Raw genomic sequence first — 17,803 nt, 5'->3', positions numbered from 1 at the left:
GCGGAGCAACTATCGTCTGAATGGAGGCCAAAATGAAGCACCATGCACTCGAGCAACTGCAGATCGTCGCAGAGGTCAAACAGGACTTCCCGCGCCGGCTTACAACGCGCGCAGAGCGTCTGGAACGCTGGGCGGAACTCCTGGAACAAATTCCGCACAGACACCTCTCGACGCTGCACGAGACCGAGTACCAACCGGCCAGAGTGCGTGCGACCATGCGCGGCGACGACTCGCCGATCTCGGTCGCATTCAAGGATCCCGTCCTGCGGGCGGCCGGAATGGAAAATGACACTTATGGCGAAGCAAAGCGATTCTTCGAACTGAGCGACGAGCAATTGCACAGGGTTATCTGCTACTGCCACTTCGGTGCAACGGTGAGCGCTGCGACGGCAGCCCGTCACATCCGCTCGGCGATCGCCGGGAAGCAGACAGGCCTGTTCGCGCGTCTGCGCGCCATATTTGTCGGTTGAGGCCAGCCGGCCACGCTTTGCGGGCACTGGTTGAAGCGGTTGGCCGCTTGGCGTGACCGCAAAGCAGATGCTCATGGCTGGCACGCTTGTATTACAACCCGGCCGCTTCGGCCGGGATGAGAGCGTTTGGTCTCCTGGGCTACTGTCGGGGCCCGCCTGTGGCCCCGTCTCTTCATGCGCGCGGAGATTCGCCACTCGCGGCAGCCGCCGTTACATCGGTTTTCCGCGTGGTGTACGAGATAAGCCAATCATTTCGCGGCAGAAGAACGCTCGTGCGGCGATCTAGTCTCCTGCCCCCTCCACATCGCGACCAGTTTGCGCAACCGCCTCCAGTCGGGTGGCAAACTCGCGTCTCAACGTCCGGCGTAACTCGGCCGCGCGGTGTCGGCGCTGGTCAGTTGCCGTCTCGGGATACCACTGCGGCACTTCAACCGGGCGGCCGCTGCTGTCCACGGCCACCATGGTGAAATAGCAGGAATTCGTATGCCGCCGGGTCCCGGCACGAATATCCTCCGCCTCCACGCGAATGCCGACCTCCATGGACGTCCGGCCGGCATAATTGATCGAGGCGCGGAAGGTCACCAGTTCGCCCACGTGGATGGGTTCCTTGAAAATCACCTGGTCGACGGACAACGTCACTGCATATTGCTTGGAAAAGCGCGAGGCACAGGAGAAGGCCACGCGATCGAGCAGGTTGAGGAGCGCACCGCCGTGTACCTTGCCACTGAAGTTGGCCATGTCTGGCGTCATCAGAACCGTCATTTCAAGGCGTCGCGCATCCAGTTCATTCGATGTCATGGATCCCTGTCCTCTCGTTTTCACCACTATGGCCGAAACATCATGCCGCGCATAGGCAGCAGCATCAGCCTTTGTACCCCAAAACCATCGCGGCCCGCCGACTTGTTGCCCGGCGGTGAAAGTGCTTCACCGAATGCGGGCATTCTCACTTTCGCTTGTCATTGTAGGGTCCTACTGCACGAATCCCTAAATCGGAACCGATTTAGGGAATCACGCAGCAATTCAAAGTGTTACAGCGCGTCTGACAACACGCGCGACGCTGTAGCGAGAAGGGAGAGCACGATGGCAAATTATAAAGAGACGATCAGTCTTGCCCACGAAGGCGCAATTACTGCCCTGGCGGCCGCGGTGCGCCACGCGGAGAGTATCGGCGTTCCGCAATGCGTCTTCATCGTCGACGCAAGCGGAGAGACGATCGCCAGCATCCGCATGGATGGTGCGAAATATCTCAGCATGCATACCGCCCGCGCCAAGGCCCGCACTGCAGCTTCGATCAACGGACCGACCGGTGCAATGGCGGTTGAGTTCGGGGTTGCTGCGGGCATAGCATCGCAGGGCGGCGTGACGCATCTTGCAGGCGGCCTGCCCATTCGCTTCGGGGGCAAACTCGCCGGTGCCATCGGCGTCGGTTCCGGCACCGGTGAGCAGGATTTCGAAGTGGCCCGCGCGGCCTTGAAGGCAATCGGCGCCGATCCGGTCTGAGAGGTCAAGTAAGCACCGCACTCGCGGGCCTAACCTTTAACTGCACCCGCGGTCAAAGATGCCGAGATCTGCCGGTACATCAACAGGCCCAGCAAGGCGGGAGGCAGCGCACCGAGCACCATGACGGCGGAGGCGGTGCCCCATTGCACGCCTCCGCCGCTCGCGGCGAAGAAGAACGACGCTCCGACGGTCATCGGAACGGCCCGGCTCGTCGTCAGCATCAGGCCGAAAAGGAACTCGTTCCAGGCGGTGATGAACCCGAAGATGAAGGTCGTGACCAGGGCCGGACGCACCACCGGACGGATGATCTTCAGCATGACCTGCCAGGAACTGGCGCCATCCATTTTTGCCGCCTCATCGAGCTCCGACGGCACATCGGAGATCGCGTTGACGAGGATGACGAGCGCCAGCGGCGTGTTGACGATCGTCAGGATCAGGCCGAGGCCGAGCTGTGTGTCGAGCAGCCCCAGCCACTGGTACATCATATAGAGCGGGATCGCGAAGATGATCAGCGGCACGGCGCGCAGGTTGATGATGAGAGGCAGCAATGTGCGCTTTCCCGCCTCGCTCCGGGCGATGGCATAGGCGGCCGGAAAGGCGAGCGCGATCGCCAGTCCCGTACCGATCAGCGAGGCGACGGTGCTGTTGATGAGATAGCCGTAGATGTTGAAACGGTCGGTCTCGCCCAGCACCCGCGTGTAGTTTTCGAGCGTCGGTTCGCCGATCCAGAACCCGGGATTGAACGACAGTTCGCGCGCGCTCTTGAACGACGTTATCACCGTGACGATGACGGGAAAGTTCATCGCAAGCACGGCGATCGAGAAGACAAGCCAGCGCAGCAGGTTGAGCATCGATCAGCGCCTCCCTCGGCCGGTTATCCAGTTGAGGCCGTAAAGCACGGCGAGCGACGCGAGGAAAAGCACGACGGATGCCGCAACGGCCTTGCCGATCGCCCCGCCCTTGAAGAAGGCCTGGTAGATGTAGATCGAGAGCGAGGTCGTCGATCCACCCGCCCCGCTGCCTGTGAGCGCGTAGACGTTGTCAAACACGCGGAAGCCGTCGATGAAGCGGATGAAGAAGGCAATCACCAGCGTCGGCAACATCAGAGGGAGTTCGATCCACCAGAGGGCCTTCAGAGCCGACGCCCCATCGAGCGATGCGGCCTCGCGAACCTCGAGTGGTATCGCGGCATAGGCCATGTAAAAGAGCAGGAAGGCGAATGGCGTCCACTGCAGGATTTCGACCACGAGCAGCGTGCGGAAGGCGTTGTTAACGTCGAGGAAGGCCGGGCTGTCGCCGAACCATTCGAAGAGATAATAGGGCACCGGGCCGGCGAACTCGTGCAGGACAAGCCGATACATGAGGCCGATCATCGCCGGAGCGACCATCAGCGGCAGCATCAGCGGCGCCATCAGGTACGACCGCTTCGCCAGCAGCGGCGTCAGGAAAACTGCCAGAAAAAGTCCGATCAGGCATTCGGCGAGTGCCGTCAACACGCCGAACCGCATGGAAAAGGAGACGGCGCCCCAGAATTCGCGGTCGGCAAGCACCGCCGCGTAATTGCCGAAACCGCTGAGGCTCGGACGGCGCAATGTCTCGAAGGAGACGGTCGAGATCGAATAGATAAGATTGACCGCCGCGGGAAAACCCAGAAAAAACAGCAGGAATCCCACGAGCGGCGTGAGATAGGCTCTGCCTTCGGCGCGGTTTACAATAGCCATTTCCATCCGCCAGATGCGCCGGACGACAGGCTCTTGCCCGGCGTCCGGCTCAAAATCACTTCTTCAGCAGGTCCTGCATGCCGGCCTTTGTATGCGCCAGGGCATCTTCGAGACTTTGCTGGCCAGCCCAATAACCGGTGAATTCCTTTGCCTGCAGCTCGTAGACCGAAAGCGCGTTTGCCGAGGTGGCGCCATTCATCACGTAACCGTATTGGCTGGCGAATTCCCCAAGCTTGACGAGGTCCGGCCGCTCCTTTGCAACCTTGGCCGCGACGTCGGGAGCAAGCGCCGGCGAACCGCCGCTCTGGGCATAGAGCAAGGCGGCCTCTTCGGTGGCCAGCCATTTCAGGAACTTGACAGCGCCTTCTTTGTTCTTGGCATTCTTGTTGAGGCCGAGACCGAGGCCGTGGATATGGTCGGCGCGGCCATTCGGGCCGGCCGGAGGCGCGACGATCCCGGTGACAGCAGCAACCGCAGGGGTCTTTTCCGTATTCGTCAAATCAGCGGCCGCGGCATTCCATTGCAGCGCCGTCGCCGCCTGCCCGGAACCAAAGGCAGCGTTCGTCTCCGCATATTCGTAGCTTAGCGAATCCTTCGGCGAGGCACCGGCGTCATAGAGCTTCTTGTAAAGCTCCAGGCCGGTCTTGTACGCGTCGGAATCGACCGCGACGTTGCCGTCCTTGTCCGTCCAATCCGCACCGTAGGAACGCGGCAGCGACTGGAAGACCATCATGTTGAAAAGCAGGTTCTTCATTTGCAGCACCGTGCCGTAGCGGACCGGGCTTTCGGAATTCACCTGCTTGCTGAAATAAAGCGTCGTCGCCGCCCAATCGTCCCAGGTCCAGCTGTCCGGATCCTTCGGCTGCAGATCCTTGCCGAGATGCTCCTTGGCGATTTCCGCATATTTCTTCTTGGCGGCATCGTCCTGCATCAGCGCGTCAACCAGGTCCTTGCGGTAGTACATGAAGTGCAGGGACAGGTCTGTTGGAACGCCATACTGCTTGCCATCGAACTGCATCGTCTTCAGCACGGACTCGCCGAACACCTTGCTGGCATCGGCGCCGAGATCTACCGGCTCCATGTAGGGCGCGTAACGGCCGATCGAATAGGTCGCGACGAGATTGACATCGAAGGCGTCGGAGCCAGCCGCCATGTCCGCCTGCAATTTGTCGAAGAAACCGTCGCGGTTGAAGAAGAGCAGTTCGACCTTGTCGGCATCGGCAATGCCGGACTGGGCGTTGTAGGCTTCGACGGTTGCGCGCAGCGCGGTCTCCTCCGAACCGCCGGGCCAACCGAGAACTGTCACCGTTGCGTGGGATATGCCCGGCAGGGCAACGCTTGCGAGAAGAACGGCCGCGGCCGAAAAAGACGTCCTGTTCAGTTTCATAGTTGTTCCCTTTCTTATCTTTTGACGTTCGAATGCATGCGAGACAGCGTCGCTACCCGCCCTCTCCCGCGAGATCGGCGACGCCGACAATGCCCGCGCGGCTGCCGAGCTTGGCCGCGACGAGACGAGGGGCGAGACGCGGCGCGACGTACTGCAGATGATCTCGCATCTCATCGATGTAGCCGGCGGCAAGCCCGATGCCGCCGCCGATGACGATCTGGTCCGGATCGAACATCAGCTGGATATCGCGACAGAGCGTTGCCACGCGAAGAGCCGATTGCGAAACGATCGCCCGCGCCCATGGCGCGCCCTGTCTCGCTCTTTGGAAAACCTCGGCGGCCTCCACTTCATGGCCGGCCTTCAGCGCTTCGGCGGCAATCCAACGGCCGGACGTCTCATCCTCCAACGGCGCACGCCCCTGCGACGGGCCGCGAATGAGACCGAAATGACCCGCCAGCCCCGAAAGCGGCCGGCCGTTGATGACGATGCCGCCTCCAATGCCGGTCGAGATGGTCAGAAAAACGAGGTTTCCGCCGGATCCGGCACCGAACTTATATTCGCCCCAGGCGGCTGCCTGCGCGTCGTTCATGGCGAAGACCGGCTTGCCGAAGAGGCGTGTCGCCCTGTCAACCAGATGATAGCCGTCGGGAATGCCGAGTGTCGCCGGATTGAGCGCCGACCAGTGCCCATCGCGAACGAGACCGGTGACTGCAAAACCGATGCGAGCATAACGGCCGCGCCATTGGGCCGTGCTCTCGGCGATGGCTTCGAGCCACCCATCGGGCCCCGCTTCGCGCGCGGTCGGGATGACGATCTCGTCGATGATCGCGGCGCCCTTGACCAGTGCAGCCATTGTTTTCGTGCCGCCAATGTCGACAGCGAGCACCGTTTCCGCCGACCTTCCCTCCTGCCTGGTGTAGGCCTTCGCCACGGCCTCATGAAACCACGAGGTGACGTGCTCCGTGCGGGTGATGGCCGAGCCCACGACGACCGCATAGGCGCCGGCCTTGACGGCGGCGGCCGCCTGCTCCGGCGAGCGGATGCGTCCCTCAGCAATGACATAAGGCGTGAGCCTCCGCATGGCCGCAATGAGCTCTATGTCCGGATCGACCGGTTCGGGGCCGCCTACATATCCGGAGAGCGTCGTGCCGACGAAGTCAACACCGGCAGCGAGCGCACGTTCGGCATCCGCCAGCGAGGAACAATCGGCCATCGTCAGCTTGCCCTTCGCCTTCACGGCCCGGACCAGCGCCTCGATCTCCGCCGGGCGCACCCGGTCCGTTGCATCGAAGGCAACGATGTCCGCGCCAGCGTCCGCCAGGGCCTCAGCGTCGGAGACGTAGGGCGTGATGCGCACGGGGCTGTCGGAAAGGTCGCGCTTGACGATGCCGATGATTGGCACTGTGACCGCGGAGCGCACGGCCTGTACATAGGCGACGGATTCAATACGCAGCGCGCAGGCGCCTGCATCGAGCGCCGCCTTGGCGAAGCCGGTCACGAACTCGGCATAGTCCATCGGACCTGCCGGAACCGGCTGGCATGAGACGATCAGGCCGTTCTTGATCTTTTCGCGATGCAATCGTGACACTCCCCTTCGGCATCACGATAGATAGAAAATACCAGATTACAACCAGTTTATGACTGGTATTATCGCTGCAGTTCAAACACGAAGTCGTAGACGTCGCCCTTGTAGCGTGTCTCGCAAAACTCGACGATCTGCCCGTCCGCGAGGAAGCAGCGTCGCTCGGTCATCAGCAGCGGCGCGCCGACATCGCAATTGAGGTGCTGCGCATCCTGCTCGCTGGCTGCTCTCGACCGCATCCTCTGGATCGCGCGCTGAGGTAGAAAACCCCGCGCCTCCAACGTCTCATAAAGGGAATCGCCGACGAGCGCCGGCGACGGCAAGAAGCGAACCGGGACTGCGGAAATCTCTACTGCGATCGGCACGGAATCCGCGGTTCGAACCCGTTTCATGCGAACGACATTGGCGTTGCCGGCAATCCCCAATGCCATCATCTCGGCCGGCGAGGGGCGGCTTATCTGCCTGGAAAGCCAGATGCATCCCGGCGTCAGGCCACGTGCGCGTATGTCCTCGGAAAAGCTCGTCAGCGTCGACAGGGATTTTTCGACGCGCGAACCGACTTCCGTGCGGAAGCCATGTCGGCGATTGAGCAGCCCCTCCTCTTCAAGCAGAGCGAGCGCTTTTCGCACGGTGACACGGGATAGCGAAAATGCATCGGCGATGACGCGCTCGCCCGGCAGGGCCGCACCAGCCCTCAAAGCGTTGGAGCGGATCGCGGCCTCGATCGCCGACTTCAATCGCTTGTAGAGCGGTGACCCGGGCGCTGCATCGGCGAGTTCCTTGCCTATCAGGTCGATGAAAAGATCGGTTTCCATTGCCACTCCACGCAAATTCTGCCGCCTGTGGATTTCGTCCACAAACGCTAGCTGGAGCTATACTGGTATTATCGTCTAAGCGCAAACCCGCCGAAGTGCCGGCGGGTTCATCTCGCCGGTTTCGCCGTTAGGCGCTTTCCGTAAGCGTGATCATCGATCCGCAAAAAGCGCACGACCCGTCATCGCCTCTGGCTGCCGGATCCCCATGAGCGCCAGAATGGTGGGGGCAACGTCGGCGAGAATGCCGTCGCGCAGGCGCACGTCACGTGACGCGGCTGAAAGCAGGACGGGCACCGGATTGGTCGTATGAGCCGTGTGCGGCTCGCCATTTTCGGGATCGATCATCGTCTCGCAGTTGCCGTGATCGGCGATGACCAGCATCGACCCGCCCGCGCGAGCAACGGTCGCCTCGATTTCACCGAGCGCGCCGTCGACTGTTTCCACCGCGAGAATGGCCGCATCCAGCTTACCGGTATGACCGACCATGTCCGGATTGGCGAAGTTCACGACCACCAGGTCGTAATGTCCGCTCTCGATCGCGGCAACGACCTTCGTCGTCAGTTCCGGGGCCGACATGGCGGGCTGCAGGTCATAGGTGGCGACTTTGGGCGAAGGAACGAGGATACGATCCTCGTGTTCATATGCGGCCTCGCGCCCGCCGTTCAGAAAATACGTCACATGCGGGTATTTTTCCGTTTCCGCCAGGTGGATTTGGGTCTTCCCTGCCTTTGCGACCGTCTCGCTCAATCCGTCATCGAGACGCTGAGGTGGAAACAAGGTGCGCATATACGGGTCGAGCTCTGATCCGTAGGAGACCATTCCAACGGCGATCGACAGTTCTGGGCGCCGCCCGCGCTCGAAGCCATCAAAGTCCGGAAACGTCAGGGCTGCCAGGATCTCGCGCACACGGTCCGACCGGAAGTTCGCACAGAGAATCGCGTCCCCATCGCGAATGCCCGCATAGTCGGCGATGACGCTCGGGGGAATGAATTCATCCGTCTTGCCCTGGGCGGCCGCGGCATTGATTGCTTCGTCCGCAGTAGCAAAACGGTCCCCCTTGCCCAGGGCGATCGCCTGATAGGCGAGGCTGACCCGATCCCAGCGGTTGTCCCTGTCCATCGCATAGAACCGGCCGCTGACGGTGGCGACAATAGCATTGCCCGGAAGCTTCTGAGCGAGTTGGCGAAGATATGGCGCCGCCTGCCCCGGCTGCGTATCACGGCCGTCGGTGAACGCGTGAACGATCGGCCGCAGGCCCAGGCTCGCAAGGTCCCGGGCGACCGCCGCGACATGGTCCATGTGCGAATGCACGCCACCCGGCGAAATGAGACCGAGGATATGGCACGCGCCCCCCGTCCGCTTGAGCTTGTCCGGCAGCCGGCTTTCCGCAAGCAGATTGCGTAGCGTGCCGTCCGCGATTGCGGCATCGATGCGCGGCAGCTCCTGCATCACGATGCGCCCTGCCCCGATGTTCAGATGTCCCACTTCGGAATTGCCCATCTGCCCCTGGGGCAAGCCGACCGCCGGGCCATGGGTCGTCAGGAACGCGTGCGGACACGTTGCCCATAAACGATCGAAGTTCGGCGTCTTGGCGAGCAGGACGGCATTGCCCTCCGTCTCTTCCCGCCAACCCCATCCGTCCATGATCATCAGGACAGTCGGTTTCTTCTTGTCCAAGGTCATTCCCTCCGATCCAGTCCCGAGCTCATTCGGTGCCCGGGCGCATTGCATCCTTCAGCCGCGCTTCCAGGATAGCCAGGAAGGCCCGAAGCTTCTTTGGCACGAAACGGCTGCGCGGATAAAACGCCTTGATCACGCGGTGCGAGACGATTTCGCCGTCGAATACCGAAAGCAGCCTGCCGGCACGGATTTCTTCAACGACGCTATAAAGGGGAAGACGGGCGATGCCGGCGCCCTGAAGGGCCGCAAGAAGGATCGCGCTCTCGAAATTCGAATGAAACGTGCCGTCCACTTGCACGGTGATCTCTTCGTTGTCGAAGCGTGCACTCCAGATCCGCGGATCTGGCTTCTGCGTCGTGTGGATCAGGCAGTTGTGTTCCCGAAGATCGGCCGGCTTCATCGGTCTCGGCCGCCCGGCGAAATAGGATGGCGCGGCGCAAATGACATACGGCGCCGGCCCGAGCTTGCGTTCGAAGAGACCGGTGTGAAAGGACTCGTCGTCATCGAAATCGCGGCTGCCGATAACAACATCCACGCCGCGTTCCATCAGATTGACCGAGTAGGCGCTGACGGTGAGCTCAACCTTTATCGAAGGATATCGCGCGTTGAAATCGACGATTGCCGGCGCGACAAGCGCCTGGCCGACGCCGGGGGTGCTGTGAACCCGCAGAGTGCCGATCAATTCGCTGCTGAGCCCGCTCGCATCCGCCTTCGCGGCGTCGATTTCGGCGAGGATACGCGTGCAATGATCGAAGAAGACACTCCCCGCATCGGTCAAAAAGACGGCATGTGTCGAGCGGTTGAGCAGTGTCAGCTTCAGCGCCTCCTCAAGCTGGGAGACGTGCTTGCTCATATAGGACGGCGACTTCCCAAAGATCTTTGCGGCGGTCGTGAAGCTGCCATGCTGCACCACGCGCGTGAAGATCACGATGTCGTTGAGATCGAGCCCGTCGAAGCTCGATCTCGGCATGTCGGAAGTCTTGACCATCTCCGGCGTCTTGGCACAACTCTGCGCCGGGGACAATTCAAGAAAAGAGCAGCGACTTGATAACAACGGGAATAACCCCCGGCGGGTTCATAAACTCGCCGAGATCGACGAAATCCAGATCCTTGAGCCGCACGCCGTCGATGGAAATCAGGTGAGACTGGATGCCGAGCTCCCGATCGAGGATGCGGCCGATCGTCTGGCCGACGTCGCCGTCGATCATCAGCACCAGTAACTCCTTGCGCTCGCCTTCTGGCGCGGCAACCATCTTGATCGCCTTGGCCATGGCGAGCAAGCGTTGGTAGTCCGGTGTCCCGGTCCACGAGAAAGCGAGCGCCGTCACCGCGGAAACATCGTGATCCTGCCTGCCGGCACTCTCACGGAATGCAGCGGCGATTTCCTCCGGATCGATATCTTCGGAAAGCGCCTTCCCGAGATGAACCACCGGGATGTTGTGCTTCGGCAAGGCTTCGGCACCATTCATGTAGAGCGTCTTGCCGCTCACCTGGACGGTAAATTGCGAGGCGCCGATGACGGTCGCGCGAATGCGTTGCCCGGCATCGACGATCGGTATCTCGATCAGCGGCTTGAGCTGCGCCACGATCTCGCTGGCGAGATCGCGCGCTATATCGCCATGGTCATTCTGCTCGTAGTCGAAAATGTATTCGGAGACGCCACCGGAAAAGGTGATGTAGGTGGGCTGGACCGGCCGTTCGAGAGGCTCTGTCAGGAGAAGGCGCTCGCCAAGCGCGTCGAGCGGCTCCCCGAGAATCTCATCAACCGCGGCCGCAGCCAGGCGCTTTGCAACAGCGCGGCGGTTCTCGGCGCTGGCAATCGTCGCGGGATCCGTACCAAGCCCAAGTTCCTCGGCAACGATCCGGGCAGAATCGTCAACGCGCGACCAGGTACCCTGGCTATCCTGTGCCAGCAATCGCCCGCCGACGGCGAAGGCCGCGACGCTTATGATTTCTCCCTTGTCGATCAGGGCAAGCTTTGTCGTGCCGCCGCCGATATCGACGTGCAGGCCACAGGCATCCCTTTTCTTCGAGAGCGCCGTGGCACCCGAACCATGGGCCGCGAGCATGCATTCGAGCTTGTGGCCGGCGGTCGCACAGACGAAGCGGCCGGACTCGTTTGCAAAGATCTCGTCGATCGCGCGCGCGTTCTTTCGCTTGATCGCCTCGCCGGTCAGGATGACGGCGCCGGTGTCGATGTGGCTGCGCTTGTAACCGGCATCGTGATAGCAGTGCTGGAAAAAGTGCCGCAATTCGTGCGCGTCGATCGTCCCGTCCGGCAGAAATGGCGTGAGCAGGATCGGCGAGCGCCAGACCACCCGCCGGTCGACGACCACGAACCGGCTGGAAAGATCGTCCGTCTCTCGCCGCAGGACGACATTTGCAAACAAGAGGTGAGAGGTGGAACTGCCGATATCGATGCCGACCGTCAACAGGTCGACGGTTTCCTGCTTCCACAGCCAATCCGCGATCTGCTGACGTTCGCTGTCAGACAGATTGTCATGCTCGTGGTCGAAATCGAGATCGTGCACGCAACTCCTCCTTCTCTACAGCGCCGCGCGTATCAACCCGCAAAGACGCTGTAACACCATGAACTGCCGCATGATTTTGTCCTTAGAGCGGCTCCTGTTTAAGGAATCATGGAGTGAAGCCGACCCCCGACCCGGCTTCACTCCCTGCCCCCGTCTTACGTCGCCGGACCGGCAAGGATCGGCGTCTGGATAACGCCCGTCAGGCTCTCCTTCGGCAGGGCCATGATGGCCGCTTCGTCGAAGATGTCGCCCATGGCCGACGGAACACCGGTCTTCTGCAGTTCCTCGAGGAACTTGCGATGCACGCGCGGATCCTGATCCTCGTATTCGATCTGCCGTCCGCCGTCCTTGACCGAAGTCGCTCCGCCGCCTTCCGCACTCTTGCGCCGCAGCGAGATGAACGGGTAACGCCGGCTGCCGAGACTGCAGGCGACATAACGCGCCGGCTGGTCGCAGGTGTTGAAATGCTGATGGTACATCCAGAACGGCGGCGTATACATGAAGCCGTGGCGCCACGGGATCTCCTTGAACTCGGAGTCTCCCTCGTACCACATCAGCGAGTAGCCCTCGCCGTCGACGGCGTGCACGTGCGTTCCGGCGGCGTGGCGGTGGGCCTTCTTGTAGCGACCGACCGGCATTTGCGAAACGTGGGAATGCATCGTTCCGTCAGCCAGCACGAAATTGACGTTGAGCGAGCCCTTGCCGCGCCCCTCGAATTCATAGAGCTTGAAGCTTGTCAGATCGTGGACGAAGTTGGTTTCCCAGATGTTCTGCACCTTTCGCGCCGATTCCAGGCCGTAGGAATAAAGCGCGCCCTCGCCTTCGAAATGCTTGGTTTGGCCGATGCGGTCCTTGAAGGCGAAATCGTTGTCAAAGACGAAATCGAGGTTGTGGTAGAGGTTGATCGTCAGCGGCGCATTGTTGGTGCAGGAGAGGCGCACCGTATCGACACCCGAACCGTTGTTGAACTGGTAGAGGCAGTTCAACGGGATGGCAAACAGCGCCTTCGGCCCCCACTCGAAGGTGCGGACCTCGCCGTTCGGAAGCCATACAGTCGTCGAACCATAGCCTGAGAGGACATAGAAGAAGGCTTCGTAAAGATGCTTGACCGGGCGTGTCTTGCGGCCGGGCAACACTTCGATGACGTAGTTCGCCATGAAGTCGCCCATGCCATGGGTATGCGCGAAGCAGCCGCGCGCATCGTAGCGATCCCACGGGCCGGTTTCGAGCGCGAGCAGGTCATGTCCGAGATCAAAATGGATCGGGATACCTTCGCCCTTGGACCAATCCTTATAAGGATCTACGAGGAACTTGGTATTGCCGGGATCAGGAACCGCAACCGGTTCACCACTGAGCGGCTTTGTATCAACAGTACTGGCCATCTGGTTCACTTTCATTTGGCTTTGTCGTTCCGCAGTCGGCGCGAACTATGAGTCTTTTGGGGCGGTATCGGTAGCGTGTTTTCGGAAAAGGCGTTTTCCCGACACCACTGCCGAGCGCCGCACCCCCTCTCGGGCGGGAAAGAAGCCTACGTAACGCGTTGAATTGGCGGATAGTTTACCCTTAAATCGGTTCCGATTTAAGGGAGGGCGGCGGCATATCGCGCAAGGCATCGATCGCGCCCAAGTTCTGGCATCGCCAGGGGAACGGGCGGCGGCAAACCGCCGCCCGTCAAGCCGCAAGGCTCAGTTGCGCGACAGAAGGGTCTCTTTCAGAAACTCGACGACTTCGGGTTTCTGATCCAGTGCCGTCTTGACCGTTTCCGCAACCTCTTCGCCGACCTTTGGGTCCACCGGCAGGCTGAGCGACTTCGCCTTCTCCAGGAACTCCGGATCGGTTGTCGCGGCAGCGTAGGCGTCACGCAACGCCTTCAGCCGGTCTTCAGGAATACCGGCAGGACCTGCCGTCAGGCGAGAAATGTTGCTTTGCGATGCCACCAGCGCAATCACCTTCTGAGCATCCTGATCGTCGACCAGCGAGGAGAGCTGCGGCACGTCCGTCTGCGAACCGCCGATCTGGGCGATGAAGCGGCCATTGCCCTCGTCCACGAACTGCTGGAAGGAGGAACGCGAGGCGATGATCCCCTGCACTTCGCCGCGGCGCAAGGCGAGTTGGTCGTCGCTGCCGTTGTAGCCGGAAACGATCTGGATCGGCAGGTGGAGCGCGTTGACCAGCATCGTGGTCTCGATCGTCGAGGCGCTGCCGACACCGGCGGAAGCAAACCGGATCGGCTCCTTCAGAGCCTTGAGCTGTTCGTAGCTCTCGATGCCGGAATCCTTGCTCACGACGATCACGCGCGGGTCGGAAGAGACCTTTCCGATCCAGGACATTTCCGCGAGGTCGAACTTGATACCAGGGTCACCGCCGAGCTGCCCGTAGATGAGGCCGGTGTTGAAGGTACCGAAAGTCAGGCCATCCGGCTCGGAAGCGTAAATATAGTTCGCTCCGATCAGGTGACCGGCACCGGGCATGTTCTGGACGACGAAGGTCGAGCCCGGCAGATATTTCTGCATGAACTGCGCCACGAGACGGCCATTGGTGTCGTAACCGCCGCCCGGTCCGGTCGCGACGATGTAATTGACCGTCTTGCCGTTGAAGAACTCCTTACCTTCCTGCGCCCAAGCGCCGGTCGTCGAGATCGTAAGCAAAGCCGCGGTCGCGCAAGCAGCCATGCGAATTGAATGCCATTTCATTGTATTTTCCTCCCAGTTGAAGCTTGAGATTGCGCGCATCAGCCTTCGCTCAGCGCCTCTTTCAGTACGTTGATGACCTCCGGCGCCTGGTCCAACGCCTTGTTAACCCGCGTCCCGACCTCGTCGCCAACCGCGGGATCAACCGGGAGACCGAGTGCACGCGCTTTCTCGATGAATTCCGGATCAGACGTGGCGGCCTTATAGGCGTCCCGGAGAGCCTTCAGGCGATCCTCCGGAATTCCGGCCGGGCCAGCCGAAAGGCGCGAGATTCCGCTTTGCGACTCGATCAGGGCGACGACCTGCTTTGCTGTCACGTCGTCGACCATCGAGGAGAGCTGCGGTACATCCGTCTCGGTACCGCCGACCTGCGCGATGAAGCGGCCCTTGCCCTCATCGACGAACTGCTGAAATTCCGACCGGGATCCGATGACACCCTGGACCTCACCCCGCATCATCGCGAGCTGGTCCTCGTTGCCGTTATAGCCGGAGACCACCTGGATCGGCAGCTTGAGCGCATTGACGAACATGGTCGCCTCGATCATCGAGGCGCTTCCCTTTCCGGCCGTCGCGAACTTGATCGGCTCCTTCAGGGCCTTCAGCTGTTCGTAGCTCTCGATCCCCGACTCCTTGGTGACGAGAATGATCCGCGGGTCGGATGCGACCTTGCCGATCCAGGACATCTTCGTCAGGTCGAACTTGATGTTCTGGTCGCCGCTGAGCTGACCGTAGAGCAGCCCGGTATTGAAGGTGCCGAAGGTCAGGCCATCCGGTTCGGAGGCATAGATGTAGTTCGTGCCCAGCAGGTGCCCGGCACCCGGCATGTTCTGCACGACGAAGGTCGAACCCGGCAGGTATTTCTGCATGTATTGTGCAACGAGACGTCCGTTGGTGTCGTACACACCGCCCGGCGCCGTCGCGACTATGTAGTTGACGGTCTTGCCGTTGAAGAACTCAACGCCATCCTCGGCCAGGGCGAGACCGGGCCATAATGCCGACAGGATCGCAGCGCCCGATACCGCGATGCGAAGTGTTTGAATTCCCATTAATTCCTCCCTTTGCCTTTCGGCGTAAGCTGCCGCTCTTGCGGACACCTGATTTCCGACAACATCTGCAAGCGACAAACCAAACCCGCTCACGGAGGCGCTGCCAACGTGAAACCATCCTTGCAGTGCACTTGGTGTTTCTTTTTGCGCGCGCCCGAAGGCGCGCTTTCTTTTCGAACCGCCTCCTCGCGGATCCTGGTCAGGCTGCTCCGATCCCGATCGTTTGCACCAGCCACGGCGTTACGACGCCCGGATGAAGCTGGATCTGCAGCAGCGCGCCGAACATCAGGTAGAGCACCAGCGTCGCGACTGCCGCCAACGAGAACGCGAACCGCCACGACGCTTCGGCTTCCCGGCGAAGGAACGTCAGCAGCAACACAGGCACGCTCACATAGAACCCGAAGGTGAGGATTCCGGCGACAAAGGCCACGAAATAGACCCACATCAGGATTTCCTGCGAGACCGTGTGCGGTCCGAATTCCGGCAGTTCCGGCTCCAGACCGGCCTGCTGTGCCAGACCGGCCTGCGGCGCACCGTGGAATGCACTCTTCGACGTCGGCATCAAATCGATGCCGAGTTGGACGAGGCAGAGCGCGATGGCCGGCAGACCGACGATCAGGGGCATGAAGCGCGCCTTGGCCGGAAATTCCATCGACAGCCCCACCATGACGATGAAGAAGGCGAGCATGACGACGGTGAGCCATGTGCTGAAGGAAAGGTTCTTCACGTGTTTATCTCCACGCTAGGCTGGCGATTGCCGGGCCGGAAATTGCGGTAGAAGGCGTAGACCATCAGCGCGACGATCATGCTGATGAGGACCAGCGACAGCGGGCGCAGGAAGAAGGAGTAACCCCACAGCTGCAGCGCCTGATGCAGCGACGCTTCCGCCTGGCCGCCGAGAACAAGGCCGATGACGAAGGGCGAGCGCGGCCAGCCGGCCCGCTGGAAGCCATAGCCGATCGCGCTGAAGAGCACGAGCACCACGAGGTTCTGCCACTGCACATCGCTGACGAAGCACCCGATCGTCACGAAGACGAGGATGAATGGGGCCAGCATGCGGCCATTGACGAAGGTCAGAACCGCGAGCCACCGACAGACGACAAGCAGCATGGCAACAGCAATGAGGTTGCCCACGACCAGCGCCCAGATCAGCGTCCAGACCAGATCGAGATGCTTGGTGACCATCATCGCGCCCGGCTGGATGCCGAGGATGAGGAAGGCACCGAGCAGCACGGCCATGCCGGAGCTGCCGGGAATGCCGAAGAAGAGGGTCGGAAGCAGAGAGCCGCCTTCCTTGCCGTTGCTGGCGGTTTCCGGCGCGATGACGCCCTCGATCGCACCCTTGCCGAAGCGCTCCGGTGTCTTCGAACTCTGCACCGCATGGCCATAGCAGAGCCATGCCGCAGTCGAGCCGCCGAGACCGGGGATCATCCCGATGACGGAGCCGATGACAGAGGTGCGGACCACGAGCCACCAGTGACGCGGGACTTCCATGACGCCGGAAAACAGCTGACGATAGGAGAAGGCCTTGTCCATCGGCACGGCCGAGATCGAACCGCCCTTGGTGGCCAGCGAAAGCATTTCCGGCACGGCGAACATGGCAAGCACAGCGGTCACGAGGCTGACGCCGTCCCACAGGAAAAGCATGTCGCCCGCATAGCGCGGCGTACCGGTGATCGGATCCATGCCGACAGTCGACAGCATGAGACCGTAAAAGCCGACGATCAGGCCTTTGACGATCTTGCTGCCGCTCGCGAGAAACGCGATGAAACTGATGCCGAGAAGGGCAATCAGGAAGAACTCGGCGGGGCTGAACATCAGGATGACCGGTTCCAGCACCGGAATCATGATCGCGAAAACGACCGCGCCGATGATGCCGCCGACACCTGAGGCGGTAATACTGGCGCCGAGTGCGCGGGCCGCCTGCCCCTGCTTGGCGAGGGGATAGCCGTCAAGCGTGGTTGCCGCATCGTCACCGTCACCGGGGATGCCGAACATGATACTCGATATCTGGCCGCTGGTGCCGTTGACGGCGTGCATGGTCAGCAGGAAAACGGCGCCCGCCACCATGTCCATGCCATAGACGAAGGGAATCGCCATGGCGATGGAGAGCTTGCCTCCGATCCCAGGCGTCACGCCGACGAGCAGTCCGAAGACGACCGCGATCAGCATGAGACCCATGGTGTGGGGGGTGCTCACAAGATTGAAGAGCGCCCCGAACATAGTCTCGATCATTTCTGGTTCCAATCCTCCCGTAGAATGGAGTTCCCGCCGATCAAATCGCGGCTCCATCGGGCAATCACTTGCGAACTCCTCCTGTAGACAAGGGCGATTGCCATCACTCGCGCTGCCCCCTGCCTATTGCGTGGTTTCATTAGTGT

The 17,803-nt window shown here is 61.3% G+C and carries 16 protein-coding genes; 2 read left to right on the top strand and 14 right to left on the bottom strand.

Going from position 1 to position 17,803, the window contains the following annotated elements:
- Window positions 1-32: 32 nt before the first annotated feature.
- Window positions 33-470, top strand: coding sequence for a hypothetical protein (locus QA637_RS23095; RefSeq protein WP_153437222.1), 438 nt, complete (start codon window positions 33-35; stop codon window positions 468-470).
- A gap of 282 nt (window positions 471-752) precedes the next feature.
- On the opposite strand, the gene QA637_RS23090 is transcribed toward QA637_RS23095, so the two are convergent.
- The gene (locus QA637_RS23090) at window positions 753-1,268 is read right to left on the bottom strand and encodes an acyl-CoA thioesterase (protein WP_153437223.1); all 516 of its coding nucleotides are present in this window, start codon (window positions 1,266-1,268) and stop codon (window positions 753-755) included.
- 282 nt (window positions 1,269-1,550) lie between these two features.
- On the opposite strand from QA637_RS23090, the gene QA637_RS23085 reads away from it, so the two are divergent.
- Window positions 1,551-1,970: a GlcG/HbpS family heme-binding protein gene (locus tag QA637_RS23085; RefSeq protein ID WP_283067142.1), complete on the top strand. Its 420-nt coding sequence runs from the start codon at window positions 1,551-1,553 to the stop codon at window positions 1,968-1,970.
- A 29-nt stretch (window positions 1,971-1,999) separates the two neighbouring features.
- Here the strand turns inward: QA637_RS23085 and QA637_RS23080 are convergent, their stop codons facing one another.
- The 13 genes from QA637_RS23080 to QA637_RS23020 form a co-directional block, all read right to left on the bottom strand.
- Window positions 2,000-2,821 (bottom strand): carbohydrate ABC transporter permease, encoded by an 822-nt coding sequence (locus tag QA637_RS23080; protein WP_283067140.1) that lies wholly within the window; start codon window positions 2,819-2,821, stop codon window positions 2,000-2,002.
- 3 nt (window positions 2,822-2,824) lie between these two features.
- Window positions 2,825-3,691, bottom strand: coding sequence for a carbohydrate ABC transporter permease (locus QA637_RS23075; protein WP_283067138.1), 867 nt, complete (start codon window positions 3,689-3,691; stop codon window positions 2,825-2,827).
- Window positions 3,692-3,746: 55 nt separating this feature from the next.
- On the bottom strand, window positions 3,747-5,078 hold the full coding sequence (locus QA637_RS23070; protein WP_283067136.1) for an extracellular solute-binding protein: 1,332 nt from the start codon (window positions 5,076-5,078) through the stop codon (window positions 3,747-3,749).
- A 52-nt stretch (window positions 5,079-5,130) separates the two neighbouring features.
- Window positions 5,131-6,594, bottom strand: coding sequence for a putative N-acetylmannosamine-6-phosphate 2-epimerase (locus QA637_RS23065; protein ID WP_428843167.1), 1,464 nt, complete (start codon window positions 6,592-6,594; stop codon window positions 5,131-5,133).
- A gap of 131 nt (window positions 6,595-6,725) precedes the next feature.
- Window positions 6,726-7,475 carry a GntR family transcriptional regulator gene (locus tag QA637_RS23060; RefSeq protein WP_153437229.1) on the bottom strand — a complete coding sequence of 250 codons (750 nt, stop codon included), beginning with the start codon at window positions 7,473-7,475 and terminating at the stop codon, window positions 6,726-6,728.
- A 150-nt stretch (window positions 7,476-7,625) separates the two neighbouring features.
- The gene (gene gpmI, locus QA637_RS23055) at window positions 7,626-9,158 is read right to left on the bottom strand and encodes a 2,3-bisphosphoglycerate-independent phosphoglycerate mutase (RefSeq protein WP_283067132.1); all 1,533 of its coding nucleotides are present in this window, start codon (window positions 9,156-9,158) and stop codon (window positions 7,626-7,628) included.
- A gap of 22 nt (window positions 9,159-9,180) precedes the next feature.
- A complete protein-coding gene (locus tag QA637_RS23050) occupies window positions 9,181-10,143 on the bottom strand; it encodes a LysR family transcriptional regulator (RefSeq protein WP_283067130.1) in 963 nt (320 codons plus the stop codon).
- A gap of 37 nt (window positions 10,144-10,180) precedes the next feature.
- Window positions 10,181-11,686, bottom strand: coding sequence for an ethanolamine ammonia-lyase reactivating factor EutA (locus tag QA637_RS23045; RefSeq protein WP_283067128.1), 1,506 nt, complete (start codon window positions 11,684-11,686; stop codon window positions 10,181-10,183).
- A 155-nt stretch (window positions 11,687-11,841) separates the two neighbouring features.
- Window positions 11,842-13,068, bottom strand: a complete 1,227-nt coding sequence (locus QA637_RS23040; protein ID WP_193571412.1) for a cupin domain-containing protein — start codon at window positions 13,066-13,068, stop codon at window positions 11,842-11,844.
- Window positions 13,069-13,371: 303 nt separating this feature from the next.
- Complete coding sequence (locus QA637_RS23035) at window positions 13,372-14,379, bottom strand: Bug family tripartite tricarboxylate transporter substrate binding protein (RefSeq protein WP_283067125.1); 1,008 nt, start codon at window positions 14,377-14,379, stop codon at window positions 13,372-13,374.
- Window positions 14,380-14,417: 38 nt separating this feature from the next.
- Window positions 14,418-15,422: a Bug family tripartite tricarboxylate transporter substrate binding protein gene (locus QA637_RS23030; protein ID WP_153437233.1), complete on the bottom strand. Its 1,005-nt coding sequence runs from the start codon at window positions 15,420-15,422 to the stop codon at window positions 14,418-14,420.
- A gap of 199 nt (window positions 15,423-15,621) precedes the next feature.
- Window positions 15,622-16,149, bottom strand: a complete 528-nt coding sequence (locus QA637_RS23025) for a tripartite tricarboxylate transporter TctB family protein (RefSeq protein WP_283067123.1) — start codon at window positions 16,147-16,149, stop codon at window positions 15,622-15,624.
- Window positions 16,146-17,657, bottom strand: coding sequence for a tripartite tricarboxylate transporter permease (locus QA637_RS23020; protein WP_167528153.1), 1,512 nt, complete (start codon window positions 17,655-17,657; stop codon window positions 16,146-16,148). Before QA637_RS23020 ends, QA637_RS23025 begins: the two co-directional genes overlap by 4 nt.
- Window positions 17,658-17,803: the final 146 nt, after the last annotated feature.

The sequence above is a fragment of the Sinorhizobium terangae genome, assembly GCF_029714365.1.
In the GTDB taxonomy this organism is placed as follows: Bacteria; Pseudomonadota; Alphaproteobacteria; order Rhizobiales; family Rhizobiaceae; genus Sinorhizobium; species Sinorhizobium terangae.
The sequence above is the reverse complement of the archived record's forward strand: the minus strand, read 5'-3'. Positions and strand labels throughout refer to the sequence as shown.